The 13,142-nt window shown below is 64.1% G+C and carries 14 protein-coding genes; 13 read left to right on the top strand and 1 reads right to left on the bottom strand.

Annotation, left to right across the window (positions count from 1 at the left end):
* Nucleotides 1-13: 13 nt before the first annotated feature.
* From minC to ACIQUS_RS11245, 7 genes are all read left to right on the top strand, one after another.
* On the top strand, nt 14-790 hold the full coding sequence (gene minC / locus ACIQUS_RS11215; RefSeq protein ID WP_403046753.1) for a septum site-determining protein MinC: 777 nt from the start codon (nt 14-16) through the stop codon (nt 788-790).
* A gap of 99 nt (nt 791-889) precedes the next feature.
* On the top strand, nt 890-1,702 hold the full coding sequence (gene minD, locus ACIQUS_RS11220; RefSeq protein WP_403046756.1) for a septum site-determining protein MinD: 813 nt from the start codon (nt 890-892) through the stop codon (nt 1,700-1,702).
* A 3-nt stretch (nt 1,703-1,705) separates the two neighbouring features.
* Complete coding sequence (gene minE / locus ACIQUS_RS11225; RefSeq protein WP_285861221.1) at nt 1,706-1,960, top strand: cell division topological specificity factor MinE; 255 nt, start codon at nt 1,706-1,708, stop codon at nt 1,958-1,960.
* Between the two features lie 108 nt (nt 1,961-2,068).
* Nucleotides 2,069-2,704: an RluA family pseudouridine synthase gene (locus tag ACIQUS_RS11230; RefSeq protein ID WP_403046759.1), complete on the top strand. Its 636-nt coding sequence runs from the start codon at nt 2,069-2,071 to the stop codon at nt 2,702-2,704.
* 160 nt (nt 2,705-2,864) lie between these two features.
* Nucleotides 2,865-4,154, top strand: coding sequence for a M18 family aminopeptidase (locus ACIQUS_RS11235; protein ID WP_403046761.1), 1,290 nt, complete (start codon nt 2,865-2,867; stop codon nt 4,152-4,154).
* Between the two features lie 148 nt (nt 4,155-4,302).
* Complete coding sequence (locus ACIQUS_RS11240; protein WP_403046764.1) at nt 4,303-4,467, top strand: hypothetical protein; 165 nt, start codon at nt 4,303-4,305, stop codon at nt 4,465-4,467.
* A gap of 48 nt (nt 4,468-4,515) precedes the next feature.
* The gene (locus ACIQUS_RS11245; protein ID WP_403046767.1) at nt 4,516-6,666 is read left to right on the top strand and encodes a mechanosensitive ion channel domain-containing protein; all 2,151 of its coding nucleotides are present in this window, start codon (nt 4,516-4,518) and stop codon (nt 6,664-6,666) included.
* Nucleotides 6,667-6,670: 4 nt separating this feature from the next.
* Here ACIQUS_RS11245 and phnR read toward each other — a convergent pair whose 3' ends face one another.
* Nucleotides 6,671-7,384, bottom strand: coding sequence for a phosphonate utilization transcriptional regulator PhnR (gene phnR, locus ACIQUS_RS11250; RefSeq protein WP_403046769.1), 714 nt, complete (start codon nt 7,382-7,384; stop codon nt 6,671-6,673).
* A 291-nt stretch (nt 7,385-7,675) separates the two neighbouring features.
* On the opposite strand from phnR, the gene ACIQUS_RS11255 reads away from it, so the two are divergent.
* From ACIQUS_RS11255 to ACIQUS_RS11280, 6 genes are all read left to right on the top strand, one after another.
* Nucleotides 7,676-8,740 (top strand): ABC transporter substrate-binding protein, encoded by a 1,065-nt coding sequence (locus tag ACIQUS_RS11255; RefSeq protein ID WP_403046772.1) that lies wholly within the window; start codon nt 7,676-7,678, stop codon nt 8,738-8,740.
* A gap of 118 nt (nt 8,741-8,858) precedes the next feature.
* Complete coding sequence (locus ACIQUS_RS11260; protein WP_403046775.1) at nt 8,859-9,665, top strand: alkaline phosphatase family protein; 807 nt, start codon at nt 8,859-8,861, stop codon at nt 9,663-9,665.
* A gap of 5 nt (nt 9,666-9,670) precedes the next feature.
* Complete coding sequence (locus tag ACIQUS_RS11265) at nt 9,671-10,504, top strand: ABC transporter permease (protein WP_403046815.1); 834 nt, start codon at nt 9,671-9,673, stop codon at nt 10,502-10,504.
* Nucleotides 10,491-11,288, top strand: coding sequence for an ABC transporter permease (locus tag ACIQUS_RS11270; RefSeq protein WP_403046778.1), 798 nt, complete (start codon nt 10,491-10,493; stop codon nt 11,286-11,288). The genes ACIQUS_RS11265 and ACIQUS_RS11270 overlap by 14 nt, the downstream gene beginning before the upstream one ends.
* Before the next feature lies 1 nt (nt 11,289).
* Nucleotides 11,290-12,279 (top strand): ABC transporter ATP-binding protein, encoded by a 990-nt coding sequence (locus ACIQUS_RS11275; RefSeq protein ID WP_403046782.1) that lies wholly within the window; start codon nt 11,290-11,292, stop codon nt 12,277-12,279.
* 25 nt (nt 12,280-12,304) lie between these two features.
* Nucleotides 12,305-12,958, top strand: a complete 654-nt coding sequence (locus tag ACIQUS_RS11280) for an HAD family hydrolase (RefSeq protein WP_403046784.1) — start codon at nt 12,305-12,307, stop codon at nt 12,956-12,958.
* Nucleotides 12,959-13,142: the final 184 nt, after the last annotated feature.

Consider the following 13,142-nt stretch of genomic DNA (forward strand, 5'->3'; position numbering starts at 1 on the left):
AACAAGTCGCCTTATGCAGACCATGAGCCCAACTCAATCGCCAGACTCCGCCCCCGTGTTCCAGCTCAAGGGCAGCATGCTCGCCATTACCGTGCTCGAGCTTGCGCAGAACAACCTTGAAGGCCTCGACCGGCAGTTGGCGGCCAAGGTCGCCCAGGCGCCGAACTTCTTCAGCAACACCCCGCTGGTGCTGGCGCTGGACAAGCTCCCGGCCGGCGAAGGCGCGGTCGACCTGCCCGGGCTGATGCGCATCTGCCGTCACCATGGCCTGCGCACCCTGGCCATTCGCGCCAGCCGCATCGAAGACATCGCCGCCGCCATCGCCATCGACCTGCCGGTGCTACCGCCGTCCGGCGCCCGCGAGCGGCCAGTGGAGCCGGAACCGGAAGTACGCAAGCCCGAACCCGCCCCGGCGCCTGCGCCGCCGCCAGTACCAGCCCCCGCGCCGGAGCCTGCGATCCGGCCGACCAAGATCATCACCTCGCCGGTGCGTGGCGGCCAGCAGATCTACGCCCAGGGCGGCGACCTGGTGGTGGTGTCGTCGGTCAGTCCGGGTGCGGAACTTCTCGCCGATGGCAACATCCATGTGTACGGTGCCATGCGTGGACGGGCGCTGGCCGGCATCAAGGGCAACACCCGGGCCCGCATCTTCTGCCAGCAGATGACAGCGGAAATGGTCTCCATCGCCGGCCAGTACAAAGTCTGCGAAGACTTGCGCCGCGACCCGCTGTGGGGGGCCGGCGTGCAGGTCAGCCTGTCCGGTGACGTGTTGAACATCACCCGTCTTTAACGGATACTTGCCGCCATTTTCTGCGCAACTTTTTTTGATGTTGCCGTTTTTTGTATTTTTTGGGGACGCCATGTCCCTTTTCATTAGGGGTGAAACACCTTGGCCAAGATTCTCGTGGTTACATCCGGCAAGGGTGGTGTGGGTAAGACCACCACCAGCGCCGCTATTGGTACCGGCCTCGCACTGCGCGGCCACAAGACTGTCATCGTCGACTTCGACGTCGGCCTGCGTAACCTCGACCTGATCATGGGCTGCGAGCGCCGCGTGGTGTACGACTTCGTCAACGTGGTCAACGGCGAAGCCAACCTGCAGCAGGCCCTGATCAAGGACAAGCGCCTTGAAAACCTGTTCGTGCTGGCCGCCAGCCAGACCCGTGACAAGGACGCCCTGACCCAGGAAGGCGTCGAGAAAGTGCTGATGGAGCTGAAGGGTTCCTTCGACTACGTCATCTGCGACTCGCCGGCCGGTATCGAGAAAGGTGCGCACCTGGCCATGTACTTCGCCGACGAAGCCATCGTCGTGACCAACCCTGAAGTCTCGTCGGTCCGCGACTCCGATCGCATGCTGGGCATCCTGTCGAGCAAATCGCGCCGCTCCGAGAACGGTGACGACCCGATCAAGGAACACCTGCTGATCACCCGCTACCACCCTGAGCGCGTCGAAAAAGGCGAGATGCTCAGCATCGCCGACGTCGAAGAGATCCTGGCGATCAAGCTCAAGGGTGTGATTCCCGAATCCCAGGCCGTGCTCAAGGCTTCGAACCAGGGCATCCCGGTCATTCTCGACGACCAGAGCGATGCCGGCCAGGCATACAGCGACACCGTCGATCGTCTGCTGGGTAAAGAGAAACCACTGCGGTTCGTCGATGTGCAGAAGCAAGGATTCTTCGCGCGCCTGTTTGGAGGCAAATAAACCATGAACCTTTTTGACTTCTTTCGTGGCAGACAGAAACAGAGCAGCGCGTCGGTAGCGAAAGAGCGTCTACAGATCATCGTGGCGCACGAACGCGGTCAGCGCAGTACCCCGGACTACCTGCCAGCCCTGCAGAAGGAACTGGTGGAAGTGATCCGCAAGTACGTCAACATCGGTACCGATGATGTGCAGGTCGCTCTGGAAAACCAGGGCAGCTGCTCGATCCTGGAACTCAATATCACCCTGCCCGATCGCTGATAGCGTTTTCGGGCACCTTGTGGGAGCGGGCTTGCCCCGCGATAGCGATCTGTCAGTCATATCGCATCGCGGGGCAAGCCCGCTCCCACAACCATTTTGGAACACGCAATGCCGCTGTCCAATGTTCATATCCTCCACGAGGATGACGCCATCCTGGTGGTCAACAAGCCGACCTTGCTGCTGTCTGTCCCGGGCCGGGCCGACGACAACAAGGATTGCCTGATCACCCGCCTGCAGGAAAACGGTTACCCCGACGCCCTGATTGTCCACCGCCTGGACTGGGAAACCTCGGGCATCATCCTGCTGGCCCGTGACGCCGACAGTCACCGCGAACTGTCCCGGCAGTTCCACGACCGCGAGACCGAGAAGGCCTACACCGCCCTGTGCTGGGGTCAGCCGCCACTGGACAGCGGCAGCATCGACCTGCCCCTGCGCTATGACCCGCCGACCAAGCCACGGCATGTGGTCGACCATGAGCAGGGCAAGCACGCCCTGACCTTCTGGCGCATCCTGGAACGTTGCGGCGACCATTGCCGGGTGGAGCTGACGCCGATTACCGGGCGTTCGCACCAGTTGCGTGTGCACATGCTGTCGATCGGCCATCCGCTGCTGGGGGATCGCCTGTACGCCAACCCCGAGGCCCTGGCGGCCCATGAGCGGTTGTGCCTGCACGCGAGCATGCTGAGCTTCACCCACCCGGTTTCCGGGGAGCGCCTGCGCTTCGAGTGTCCGGCGCCGTTCTGATCGACCGCGTCGGGTCGATCGCCGGCAACGCCGGCTCCCACAGGCTCACTGCCAGCCCCAGGATCGGGTCATTGTGGGAGCTGGCGCAGCCGGCGACAGGGCCAGCACAAATCCCCGCCCAAGTACGCTAAACTCGCGCCACTGCTGTCTGGAGTGACCTATGCGCGATGCACTGAACCAAGGCCTGATCGACTTCCTCAAGGCTTCCCCCACGCCGTTCCACGCCACCGCTGCCCTGGCCCAGCGCCTGGAAGCAGCCGGCTACCAGCGCCTTGACGAGCGCGACAGCTGGGCCACCGTGGCCGGTGGGCGCTACTACCTGACCCGCAACGACTCCTCGATCATCGCCTTCAAGCTCGGTCGCCATTCGCCCCTGCTCGACGGCATCCGCCTGGTCGGCGCCCACACCGACAGCCCCTGCCTGCGGGTCAAGCCGCAGCCGGAACTGCAGCGCCAGGGTTTCTGGCAACTGGGTGTGGAAGTCTACGGCGGCGCCCTGCTCGCCCCCTGGTTCGACCGCGACCTGTCGCTGGCCGGGCGGGTGACCTTCCGCCGCGATGGCAAGGTTGAAAGCCAACTGGTCGACTTCAAGCTGCCGATCGCGGTGATCCCGAACCTTGCGATTCACCTCAACCGCACCGCCAACGAAGGCTGGGCGATCAACCCGCAGACCGAGCTGCCACCGATCCTGGCCCAGGTCGCCGGTGACGAGCGCGTCGACTTCCGCGCCCTGCTCACCGACCAGCTGGCCCGCGAGCATGACCTCAATGCCGACGTGGTGCTGGACTACGAGCTGAGCTTCTACGACACCCAGGGCGCCGCCCTGATCGGTCTGAATGGCGAGTTCATCGCCGGTGCTCGCCTGGACAACCTGCTGTCCTGCTATGCTGGCCTGCAGGCGCTGCTCACTGCCGATAGCGACGAAACCTGCGTGCTGGTGTGCAACGACCACGAGGAAGTCGGTTCCTGCTCGGCCTGCGGCGCCGACGGCCCGATGCTCGAACAGACCCTGCGCCGCCTGCTGCCCGACGGCGACGACTACGTGCGCACCGTACAGCGCTCGCTGCTGGTCTCGGCCGACAACGCCCACGGCGTTCACCCCAACTATGCCGACAAGCATGACGGCAACCACGGGCCCAAGCTCAACGCCGGTCCGGTGATCAAGGTCAACAACAACCAGCGCTACGCCACCAACAGCGAAACCGCCGGTTTCTTCCGCCACCTGTGCATGGCCGAGGAAGTGCCGGTGCAGAGCTTCGTGGTGCGCAGCGACATGGGCTGCGGCTCGACCATCGGCCCGATCACCGCCAGCCACCTGGGCGTACGCACCGTCGATATCGGCCTGCCGACCTTCGCCATGCACTCGATCCGCGAGCTGTGCGGCAGCCATGACCTGGCGCACCTGGTCAAGGTATTGACCGCGTTCTATCGCACGCGCGAGCTGCCCTGATGAAAGCATCGCGGGGCAAGCCCGCTCCTACACGGTGGGAGCGGGCTTGCCCCGCGATGAGGCCCGCCAGCCTGACCCCGGTCAACCTCCTCCCCGGCGAATCCCGCTATGCTTGGGTCATAAACCTCAAGTACAAGGACCTTGCCGCATGTCAGCCTTCTCATCCCTGTTCCTTCCGGTGATCGCCGGCCTGATCCTGCTGACCGTGGGCTTCAACATGCGCGACCGCAATATCGGCGTGTTCATGATGTGGATCGGCACCCTGGGCATGATCGGCATCATGTGCTGGAAGATCCTCGAGAAACTCAACTGACAAATACACTACACTCCGGCGATTGATCGTTTTGAGGTTGATTGACCGGTGCCTGCCTTCTTCCGCGTTTTATCCCTGCTGCTCGCCTTGTTCATCTTTGCCCCGGCACATGCCGCGGGCCTTCCGGGCCTGCTCGGCGGCAGCAAGGCCCAGCCCGAGGCCAGTCAACCGCTGGGCCAGTCGCTGGACGAGGTGATCAAGACCCTGGAGAACGACCAGCAACGCACCAAGCTGCTGGCCGACCTGAAAAAACTGCGCGACAGCACCAAGCAGGCCCAGCCCGCAGCCGAACAAGGTGTCCTCAGTCTGATTGGCAGCACGTTCCATGAACTTGAGCAGCAGTTCAGCGGTGATGCCAGCCCGTTCAATCGCTGGACCCGGGAACTGGAGCTGGCCCAGATCGAACTCCAAGCGCGCCTGGTGCCCTTGCAGCAATGGCCGCCGATCCTCTTCGGCTTTGCCACCATCATTGCGGTCTGGAGCCTGCTGGCCTACGCCCTGAACTGGGTCGGCCATCGTGTACGGCTGCGCTTCGGCCTGACCGAGGAACTGCCACAACACCCGCGCACCTGGGACCTGGTGCGCTTCGCCCTGCGCAAGCTCGGGCCCTGGCTGGTGGCCCTGATCATCACCGTCTATCTGAGCTTCGTCCTGCCCTCGTCGCTGGGCAAGTCGATGGCCATGGTTTTGGCCTATGCGCTGGTGGTCGGCACCTGCTTCTCGGCCATCTGCGTCATTGCCTTTTCCCTGCTCGACGGCCCGCACCGCCATCGCGCCCTGTACATCCTTCGGCACCAGGCGTTCCGCCCGCTATGGCTGATCGGCAGCTTCGCCGCCTTCGGCGAGGCGATGAACGATCCGCGCATGGCCAGTGCCCTGGGCGATCACCTGTCCCACAGCCTGGCGACCCTGGCCAATATCCTCGCGGCGCTGTCCACCGCCCTGTTCATCCTGCGCTTTCGCCGCCCCATCGCCCACCTGATCCGCAACCAACCCCTGTCGCGGCGCCTGACGCGACGGGCACTGAGCGACACCATCGAGATCCTCGGCACCTTCTGGTACCTGCCGGCCCTGGTGCTGGTGGGGATTTCGCTGTTCGCCACCTTCATCTCCGCCGGCGATACCAGCACCGCCCTGCGCCAGTCGCTGATGTGCACGGTGCTGCTGATCCTGTGCATGGTCATCAACGGCCTGGTTCGCCGCCAGGGGCTCAAGCCACGACGGGCCAACCGTCGCTATGCCGAGTATGGCGAGCGTCTGCGCAACTTCGGCTACGCCCTGGTGCACATGGCCATCTGGCTGGCGTTCATCGAGCTGGGCCTGCGGGTCTGGGGCTTCTCGCTGATCAGCTTCGCCGAAGGTGAAGGCCATGATGTGGCGATGCGTCTGTTCGGCCTGGCCGGCACCCTGATTGCCGCCTGGCTGGTGTGGATCCTGGCCGACACCGCTGTGCACCACGCCCTCACCCGTTCACGCAAGGGCCTGGCCAATACCCGTGCGCAGACCATGATGCCGCTGATCCGCAACGTGCTGTTCGTGGCGATTTTCATCATTGCGCTGATCGTCGCCCTGGCCAATATGGGCATGAACGTCACCCCGCTGCTGGCCGGTGCCGGTGTGATCGGCCTGGCGATCGGCTTCGGCGCCCAGTCGCTGGTGGCCGACCTGATCACCGGTCTGTTCATCATCATCGAAGACTCCCTGGCCATCGACGACTATGTCGATGTCGGCGGCCACCTGGGCACGGTCGAAGGCCTGACCATCCGCACTGTGCGCCTGCGCGATATCGATGGCATCGTCCACACCATCCCGTTCAGCGAGATCAAGAGCATCAAGAACTACTCCCGCGAGTTCGGCTACGCGATCTTCCGCGTGGCCATCCCGCACAGCATGAACATCGACCAGGCGATCACCCTGATCCGCGATGTCGCCCAGAAGCTGCGCAACGACCCGTTGATGCGCCGCAGTATCTGGTCGCCGCTGGAGCTGCAGGGGGTTGAAAGCTTCGAATCGGGCTCGGCGATCCTGCGCGCCCGCTTCAAGACCGCGCCGATCAAGCAATGGGAGGTGTCACGTGCCTTCAATCTGGCGCTCAAGCGCCAGCTCGACGAGGCCGGGCTGGACCTGGCAACGCCGCGGCTGTCGGTGCAGGTGATCACGGCCGGGGGGACGAGCACCACCGAAACGGCTGGCCGCTAGGGGCTCATCCCGCCTCGGCCCGGATCCGGATCGCATCATGGCGCCAATACTCAAGGTCACAGTCGATCAACCGGCCCTGCTGGTCGCTGTTGACCCGGGTAATGTGCAGGCCCGGGCTGCCCGCTGACACCTTGAGCGCCGTGGCCGCCGCCACCGGCAAGGCGGTTGGCAGGATCTCGAAACGTACCCTGCCGTAGGCGATGGCGTAGTGGCGGGCATAGAGTTCGGTCAGCGACTGGCTGAGGTCATGCTCAAGAATGCCCGGAAAATACTCGGGGTTGAGGTAATGCTCGGCATACAGCACCGCACGCCCATCAATGCGCCGTAGACGGCAGATCTGGATCACGCTCGACAGGGGCGCCAGCTGCAGCCGCGCGCACACCGCGGCGGCGGCCGGCAGCAAACGCGCCGACAGCAGTTCTGTGCGTGCCTCACGCCCCTGTTCGCGGACCATGGCATGAAAGTGGCTGCGCTCGTTCAGGTCATAGGTCAGCCGCTCGGGCGCGACGAACCAGCCGCGGCGCTCTTCCCGATAGATCAGGCCCCGCGCCTCAAGCTGCACCAGGGCTTCACGCAGGGTGATGCGCGTGGTGTCGAACACCTCGCTCAACTTGCGTTCGGCCGGCAGCTTGCAGCCGGGCGACAGAAGGCCATGCTCGATCTGCTCCTGCAGGGCATGACAGATCGCTGTTACTGCGCGGGGTGGCAGTGCTTGCATCAAAGGTTACCTATCTGGACTAGTCCAGCACCGGTAGCGCGCACAAATTCGCGCCTCAGGGCCATGAGAATAGTGCAAGCCTAGGCACTGCAGATGAACCTCAGATGACAGCCAGTCTGGTCTACGCTTGGTTTTCAAGGGTGGCAACCGGGGCCAGCCCCTGGCCTGGACATCAAACTGTCATGCAACAGGCCTACCTTGGCTCGGGTATTGCTGACCTAGACCAACCGAATCGCAACAACGTCCAACACACCATTCGCGTTTTGCAAGGCACCCACCAAGGAGCTTCGGATGAAACAGTTTTTTCTGGCCTCACTGCTCGGCTCGACCATCGCCCTGTGCACCTCGGCGATGGCCGCCGACACCGACCTCAAGGCCCTGGAGGACGCCGCCCGCAAGGAAGGCGCCGTCAACAGCGTGGGCATGCCCGATGCCTGGGCCAACTGGAAAGGCACCTGGGAAGACCTGGCGAAGACGTACGGCCTCAAGCACATGGATACCGACATGAGCTCGGCCCAGGAAGTGGCCAAGTTCGACGCCGAGAAAGACAACGCCAGTGCCGACATCGGTGACGTCGGCGCCGCTTTCGGCCCGATCGCCGCGGCCAAGGGCGTGACCCAGCCGTACAAGCCCAGCACCTGGGACCAGGTCCCGGACTGGGCCAAGGACAAGGACGGCCATTGGGCCCTGGCCTATACCGGCACCATCGCCTTCATCATCAACAAGCAGTTGGTCAAGGAAGCCGATATCCCGAGATCCTGGCATGACCTTGAAAAAGGCAAGTACAAGGTCGCCATCGGCGACGTCGGCACCGCCGCCCAGGCCGCCAACGGCGTATTGGCCGCCGCCATTGCCTACAAGGGCGACGAGAAGAACATCGAGCCGGGCTTGCAGCTGTTCACCAAGCTGGCCCAGCAGAAGCGCCTGTCGCTGGCCAACCCGACCATCCAGACCCTGGAAAAGGGTGAGATCGAAGTCGGCGTGGTCTGGGACTTCAACGGCCTGGGCTACCGCGAGCAGATCGACCCGAAGCGCTTTGAAGTGCTGATTCCGTCCGACGGTACGGTGATTTCCGGCTACACCACCATCATTAACAAATACGCCAAGCATCCCAACGCCGCCAAGCTGACCCGCGAGTACATCTTCAGCGACGCCGGGCAGACCAATCTGGCCAAAGGTCACGCCCGGCCGATCCGTGCCGAGCACCTGAAACTGCCGGCCGAGGTACAGGCCAAGCTGCTGCCCAACGAGCAGTACAAGGCCGCGCAGCCGATCAAGGATGCCGCTGCCTGGGAAGCGACCTCCAAGGCACTGCCGCAGAAGTGGCAGGAGCAAGTGATCATCGAGATGGAGTAAGCCATTGGCGCGACCGGGCAACCGTGTCGCCCCGATCGCCGGCGCTGCCGGCTCCCACCCCATCACCTGTGGGAGCCGGCAGCGCCGGCGATACGGCCCCCGCGAAACCGGAGATACCATGAACCACAACGTCATCCTGGTCCTGCTCGATGGGCTCAACCACCAGGTCGCGCATCACGCCATGGGCCACCTGCACGCCTATGTCGAGGCCGACCGCGCCGCCCTGTACCGGATCGAATGCGAACTGCCGTCGCTGTCGCGACCGCTCTACGAATGCATCCTCACCGGCGTCGCGCCCATCGACAGCGGCATCGTCCACAACAACGTCACCCGCCTGTCCACCGAGCGCAGCGTGTTCCACTACGCCCGCGAAGCCGGCCTGGGCACTGCGGCGGCGGCCTATCACTGGATCAGCGAGCTGTACAACCGCTCGCCCTTCGACCCGCTGCGCGACCGCCACACCCATGCGCCCAAGCTGCCGATCCAGCATGGCTTGTTCTACTACGCCGACCACTACCCCGACTCGCACCTGTTCGCCGACGCCGAGTACCTGCGCCGTCGCCATGCACCGAACTTCCTCCTGGTGCATCCGATGAACATCGATGATGCCGGTCACCGCCACGGCCTGGACAGCAGCCAATACCGCAACAGCGCCCGCAGCGCCGACATTCTCCTGGCCGACTACCTGCGCACCTGGCTCGACGAGGGCTACCAGGTACTGGTCACCGCCGACCACGGCATGAACAACGACCGTTCGCACAACGGCCTGCTGGCCGAGGAGCGCGAAGTGCCGCTGTTCGTCTTCGGCGACGCCTTCAGCCTCGATCCTGCGGCCAAGCCGCTGCAGACCGAACTGTGTGGCACCCTCTGCGAGCTTTTGGGCGTGCCCCACGACAAGCCGGTGTGCCGGGAGCTGCTCAAGTGAATTCGATCAAACGCAGCCGCTGGCTGGCGTCGCTGTGCCTGCTGCCCTTTGCCCTGTTCTTCATCATTTTCCAGATCGCCCCGCTGGCCTGGGTCGCCATCCACAGCCTGCAGGCTGAAAGCGGCTGGGGCCTGGCCAACTTCAGCAAGGTAATCAGCTCCAAGTTCTATCGCCAGGCGATCCAGCACAGCCTGGAGATCAGTTTCTGGTCGAGCCTGTTCGGCATCCTCATTGCCATCCTCGGCAGTTATTCGCTGCGCAAGGTCGACTCGCGCCTGCGCGATTTCGTCAATGCCTTCGCCAACATGACCAGCAACTTCGCCGGGGTGCCGCTGGCCTTCGCCTTCATCATCCTGCTCGGCTTCAACGGCGCCCTGACCCTGCTGCTCAAACAGACCGGCATCATCGAGGACTTCAACCTCTACTCGAAGTCGGGCCTGATCATTCTCTACACCTATTTCCAAATCCCCCTGGGCGTGCTGCTGCTCTACCCGGCCTTCGACGCCCTGCGCGAAGACTGGCGCGAGTCTGCCCAGCTGCTCGGGGCCAATGCCTGGCAATACTGGCTGCACATCGGCCTGCCGGTAATGACCCCGGCCCTGCTGGGCACCTTTGTGATTCTCCTGGCCAATGCCCTGGGCGCCTATGCCACGGTCTACGCGCTGACCACCGGCAACTTCAACGTGTTGCCGATCCGCATCGCCGCGCTGGTGGCCGGGGACATTTCCCTGGACCCGAACCTGGCCAGCGCCCTGGCGATGATCCTGGTGGGCCTGATGACCCTGGTGACCTTTGTCCATCAATGGCTGCTCAAGAGGAGCTACCATGTCGCGCGCTGAAACAGGCTCGAGCCGTCTCTACCACCGCCTGGTGGTCTACCTGCTGTTCCTGATCCTGCTGCTGCCGCTGGCCGGCACCCTGCTCTATTCCCTGGCCACCAGCTGGTCGGCGAGCCTGCTGCCCAGCGGCCTGACCTTCAAGTGGTACCTGGCGCTGTGGAGCGATCCGCGCTTTCTCGCCGCCTTCGGCCAGTCGCTCTTGGTCTGCGTCGGTGCCCTGCTGCTGTCGGTGCTGCTGATCCTGCCCTTGCTGTTCGTGGTCCACTATCACTTCCCGCGGCTCGACGCGCTGATGAACATCCTCATCCTGCTGCCCTTCGCGGTACCACCGGTGGTGTCCTCGGTGGGCCTGCTGCAACTGTACGGTTCGGGGCCGATGGCCATGGTCGGCACGCCGTGGATCCTGATCGGCTGCTATTTCACCGTGGCGCTGCCGTTCATGTACCGGGCCATCACCAACAACCTGCAGGCGATCAACCTGCGCGACCTGATGGACGCAGCCCAGTTGCTCGGCGCCAGCACCTTCCAGGCCGCGTTCCTGGTGGTGCTGCCGAACCTGCGCAAGGGCCTGCTGGTGGCCTTGCTGCTGTCGTTCTCATTCCTGTTCGGCGAGTTCGTGTTCGCCAACCTGCTGGTCGGCACCCGCTACGAGACCCTGCAGGTGTACCTGAACAACATGCGCAACAGCAGTGGCCACTTCAACAGTGCCCTGGTGATTTCCTATTTCCTCTTCGTGCTGGTGCTGACCTGGGCAGCCAACCGCCTGAACAAGGACAAGTCCTGATATGAGTTTTGTCAGCGTACAGAATTTGCAGAAAAGCTATGGCGCAAGCCCCGTGTTCAACGACATCAACTGCCAGATCCAGCGCGGCGAGTTCGTCACCCTGCTCGGCCCCTCCGGCTGCGGCAAGTCCACCCTGCTGCGCTGCATCGCCGGCCTGACCGCGGTCGACAGCGGCAAGATCCTCCTGGATGGCAACGACCTGGTGCCCCTGAGCCCGCAAAAACGCGGGATCGGCATGGTGTTCCAGAGTTATGCGCTGTTCCCCAACATGACCGTGGAGCAGAACGTCGCCTTCGGCCTGCGCATGCAGAAGGTCAATGCCGACGACAGCCGCAGCCGGGTGCGCGAAGTGTTGCAACTGGTCGAACTGCAGGACTTTGCCAGCCGTTACCCGCACCAGTTGTCCGGCGGCCAGTGCCAGCGCGTGGCCCTGGCCCGTTCGCTGGTCACCCGGCCACGCCTGCTACTGCTCGACGAGCCGTTGTCGGCGCTGGATGCGCGGATCCGCAAGCACCTGCGCGAACAGATCCGCCAGATCCAGCGCGAGTTGGGCCTGACCACCATTTTCGTCACCCATGACCAGGAAGAGGCGCTGACGATGTCCGACCGCATTTTCCTGATGAACCAGGGCCGCATTGTCCAGAGCGGTGACGCCGAGACCCTCTACACCGCGCCGGTGGACGTATTCGCCGCCGGCTTCATCGGCAACTACAACCTGCTCGACGCCGAAAGCGCCAGCCGCCTGCTGCAGCGCCCGGTACACAGCCGCCTGGCGATCCGCCCGGAAGCCATCGCCCTGGGCCTGGGCGGCGAACTCGACGGCCTGGTGCGCAGCCACAGCCTGCTGGGCAATGTGATCCGCTACCGGGTCGAGGCCCGCGGGGTAGAATTGCTGGTCGACGTGCTCAACCGCTCGTCTGCCGATCTGCATGCCGACGGCCAACGGGTATCCTTGACCATCGATCCCACCGCCCTCTGCGAAGTCGCCTGAGGGCTGCACAGGAGTTGTACTGAACATGGCACTAGCGATTTTCGATCTGGACGAGACCCTGATCCACGGCGACTGCGCGTCGCTGTGGAGCGAGCAGATGGCCCGCCTGGGGTGGGTCGACGGCGAATCCTTCCTGCGCCGCGACAAGGAACTGATGGACGCCTACGGCAGGGGCCACCTGGCCATGGAGGACTACATGGTCTTCAGCCTGGAGCCCCTGATTGGCCGAACCCCGGAGGAAGTCGATCACCTGGTCGGCCCTTGGGTGGAGGACTTCATCGAACCGATCATCTTCAGTGACGCGACCAGAACCATTGCCGCCCACCGCAAGGCCGGTGACCGGATTCTGGTGATATCAGCCTCCGGCACCCACCTGGTTCGACCGATTGCCGAACGCCTGGGTATCGACGAGATTCTCGGTATTGAACTGGACGTGGAACACGGCGTTTATAGCGGCAAGACAAAGGGCGTGCTGACCTACCGCGAAGGCAAGATCACCCGCCTGCTGGAATGGCTGGATCAGGAGGAAGAGAACCTGGAAGGCGCGAGCTTCTATTCCGACTCGCGCAATGACTTGCCGTTGCTACTGAAGGTGGACTACCCGCATGTGGTCAACCCGGACCCGACGTTGCGCGAGCAGGCCGAGAAGAGCGGTTGGCCGATCCACAGTTGGACCTGATCGCCAGCTTCGCTGGCTCCCACACCCCTGTGGGACTGTCTTGATTACCTGATGGTGTAGCCGCTGCCGCCAGGCTGCGATCGGTGGGAGCGGGGGGGGGGGGGGGGGGGGGGGGGGGGGGGGGGGGGGGGGGGGGGGGGGGGGGGGGGGGGGGGGGGGGGGGGGGGGGGGGGGGGGGGGGGGG

The organism is Pseudomonas sp. NPDC090755 (assembly GCF_044769005.1).
Lineage (GTDB): Bacteria > Pseudomonadota > Gammaproteobacteria > Pseudomonadales > Pseudomonadaceae > Aquipseudomonas.

What these genes read in the sequence shown, in the direction of transcription:
- minC (WP_403046753.1), top strand. Translation starts at nt 14, where the DNA reads ATGCAGACCATGAGCCCAACTCAATCGCCAGACTCCGCCCCCGTGTTC.
- minE (WP_285861221.1), top strand. Translation starts at nt 1,706, where the DNA reads ATGAACCTTTTTGACTTCTTTCGTGGCAGACAGAAACAGAGCAGCGCG.
- ACIQUS_RS11230 (WP_403046759.1), top strand. Translation starts at nt 2,069, where the DNA reads ATGCCGCTGTCCAATGTTCATATCCTCCACGAGGATGACGCCATCCTG.
- ACIQUS_RS11235 (WP_403046761.1), top strand. Translation starts at nt 2,865, where the DNA reads ATGCGCGATGCACTGAACCAAGGCCTGATCGACTTCCTCAAGGCTTCC.
- ACIQUS_RS11240 (WP_403046764.1), top strand. Translation starts at nt 4,303, where the DNA reads ATGTCAGCCTTCTCATCCCTGTTCCTTCCGGTGATCGCCGGCCTGATC.
- phnR (WP_403046769.1), bottom strand. Translation starts at nt 7,384, where the DNA reads ATGCAAGCACTGCCACCCCGCGCAGTAACAGCGATCTGTCATGCCCTG.
- ACIQUS_RS11255 (WP_403046772.1), top strand. Translation starts at nt 7,676, where the DNA reads ATGAAACAGTTTTTTCTGGCCTCACTGCTCGGCTCGACCATCGCCCTG.
- ACIQUS_RS11260 (WP_403046775.1), top strand. Translation starts at nt 8,859, where the DNA reads ATGAACCACAACGTCATCCTGGTCCTGCTCGATGGGCTCAACCACCAG.
- ACIQUS_RS11270 (WP_403046778.1), top strand. Translation starts at nt 10,491, where the DNA reads ATGTCGCGCGCTGAAACAGGCTCGAGCCGTCTCTACCACCGCCTGGTG.
- ACIQUS_RS11275 (WP_403046782.1), top strand. Translation starts at nt 11,290, where the DNA reads ATGAGTTTTGTCAGCGTACAGAATTTGCAGAAAAGCTATGGCGCAAGC.
- ACIQUS_RS11280 (WP_403046784.1), top strand. Translation starts at nt 12,305, where the DNA reads ATGGCACTAGCGATTTTCGATCTGGACGAGACCCTGATCCACGGCGAC.